The following is a 2031-nucleotide window of genomic DNA, read 5'->3' as shown; positions in this document are numbered from 1 at the left end:
CACCCGGGAGGTGACCGGCACGGCGTCGGCGGCCGGCCCCACACCGGCCGGCACGACACCGGCCGGGTCGGCCCCCGCCGGCCAGCTGACCGGGCTGTGCCGTGCCTGGCAGGCCAAGAAGCCGCAACAGCGGGAGCAGGCCCTGCGGACCCCGGCCTTCGCGCAGCTGGTGACCGCCGCGGGTGGCGTAAGCCAGGTCGGCGCGTACTGCCAGCGGCTGGTGCCCGGGCCGACGCCGACGCCGTCGTCCACCCTGTCGCCGACCCCGACCCGGTCGGCGAAGGTCAAGCCGTCGCACTCGGCGAAGGGCCGGCCCACCGGGGACTGACCCGTCGCGGCCCGGTTCCGCCCTGCGCCGGGGAAATTCGTCTGTTAGACAGAGGTTGGAGGCGCCGTGGACGCCTCCCGACGGTGTCGGGGGGCGGGTTTACGGTGGCACAGTGCCCGAAGCCGGCTCACGGAAAAGGGGGCCCCGACCGGTGGTGACGTCACCCGAGTTGGACCGCAGCGCGATTCTGCGCGAGTCCGCAGCCGCAGTCCGGCACCTCGCCCGGATCTGCTTCAAGACCGGCCCACCCACGCACACCGGCGTCGAACTGGAATGGACCGTGCACGACGCCGCCGATCCCGCCCGACCGGTCGCCCCGACGCGACTGCGGGCGGCGCTGGGGCGGCACAGCCCCGTCACCCTGGACGCGACCAGCTCGGCCGAGCCGCTGCGACACGGCGGCACGGTGACGTTGGAACCGGGTGGCCAGCTCGAGATCTCCACCCCGCCGCGCTCCTCGACCGCCACGCTGATCGAGGCCACCGAGGCCGACATCGCCCAGGTCACCGACCTGCTGGCCGCCGCCGGGCTGGTCCTCGGCCGCAGCGGCATCGACCCGCACCGACGGCCCCGCCCGGTGGTGGAAACTCCCCGTTACCGCGCCATGCGCGGCGCCTTCGACCGGCGCGGTCCGGCCGGCCGGACGATGATGTACAGCACCGCCGGCCTGCAGGTCTGCCTCGACGCCGGCGAACCGGACCAGGTCGCCGCACGGTGGGCCGCCGCCCACGCGGTCGGCCCGCCGCTGCTCGCGGCGTTCGCCTCCGCCAGCCGGCACGCCGGGCGTCGCACCGGCTGGGCCTCCGCCCGGATGGCAGCCTGGCTGGCCATCGATCCGGCCCGCACCCGCCCGGTCTGGACCGCCGGCACCGCCGCCGACGACCCGACCGACACCTGGATCCGGTACGTGCTCGCCGCGCCGTTGCTCTGCCTGCGCCGGCACGGGCCGGACTGGGCCGCCCCGCCCGGGGTCACCTTCGCCGACTGGCTCGATGGCGCGTTGCCCCGCCCACCCACCACCGACGACCTCGACTACCACGTCAGCACCCTCTTCCCACCGGTACGCCCACGCGGCTACCTCGAGTTGCGCTACCTGGACGCCCAGCCCGGCGCGGACTGGCGGCTTCCGCTGGCGGTGCTGACCGCCCTGTTCGCCGATCCGGGCACGGTGCGTGCGGCGTACACGATCGCCGCGCCGGTGGCGCACCGCTGGTCGACGGCCGCCCGGCACGGGCTGGCCGACGCGGCGCTGGGCACCGCCGCGACAGGGCTGCTCGACCTGGCCCTGGCCGGGCTGCCCCGGCTGGACCTGCCAGCCGACACCCAGGACGACATCGCACGAGGCATTCGGCGGCGGCTCTCCGCCGCGGAGATGGGAGACCGGTGACCGCGAGCACGACGGGACACACCGACGGGGAGCGGCTGCGCGGCCGGATCGCCGCGGAGCTGGCGCGGGCCCGCTCCCGGACCACGCTGCTGACCGAGGCGGTCGACGACGCCGACCTGATGCGCCAGCACTCGCCGCTGATGTCGCCGCTGGTCTGGGACCTGGCGCACGTCGGCAACCAGGAGGAGCTCTGGCTGGTCCGGGACGTCGGGGGCCGCGAGCCGGTCCGGCGCGACATCGACGAGCTGTACGACGCGTTCAAGCAGCCCCGCCGCGACCGCCCCGCGCTGCCCCTGCTGCCCCCCGCGGAGGCCCG

The 2031-nt window shown here is 76.0% G+C and carries 2 protein-coding genes and 1 pseudogene; all 3 read left to right on the top strand.

The features are described 5' to 3' along the window. Positions 1 to 328 (top strand): annotated as a pseudogene (locus F8271_RS31085) (hypothetical protein); the annotation flags it as partial. A gap of 151 nt (positions 329 to 479) precedes the next feature. Then, positions 480 to 1715 (top strand): ergothioneine biosynthesis glutamate--cysteine ligase EgtA, encoded by a 1236-nt coding sequence (gene egtA / locus F8271_RS31080; protein ID WP_151493343.1) that lies wholly within the window; start codon positions 480 to 482, stop codon positions 1713 to 1715. Next, a partial coding sequence (locus F8271_RS31075) for a DinB family protein (RefSeq protein ID WP_192580546.1) occupies positions 1712 to 2031 on the top strand: 320 nt, incomplete at its 3' end. The genes egtA and F8271_RS31075, both read left to right, overlap by 4 nt.

The sequence above is a fragment of the Micromonospora sp. ALFpr18c genome (assembly GCF_008868155.1).
Taxonomy (GTDB): domain Bacteria; phylum Actinomycetota; class Actinomycetes; order Mycobacteriales; family Micromonosporaceae; genus Micromonospora.
Note: the sequence above shows the minus strand (reverse complement) of the source record. Positions and strands in the feature narration are given on the sequence as shown.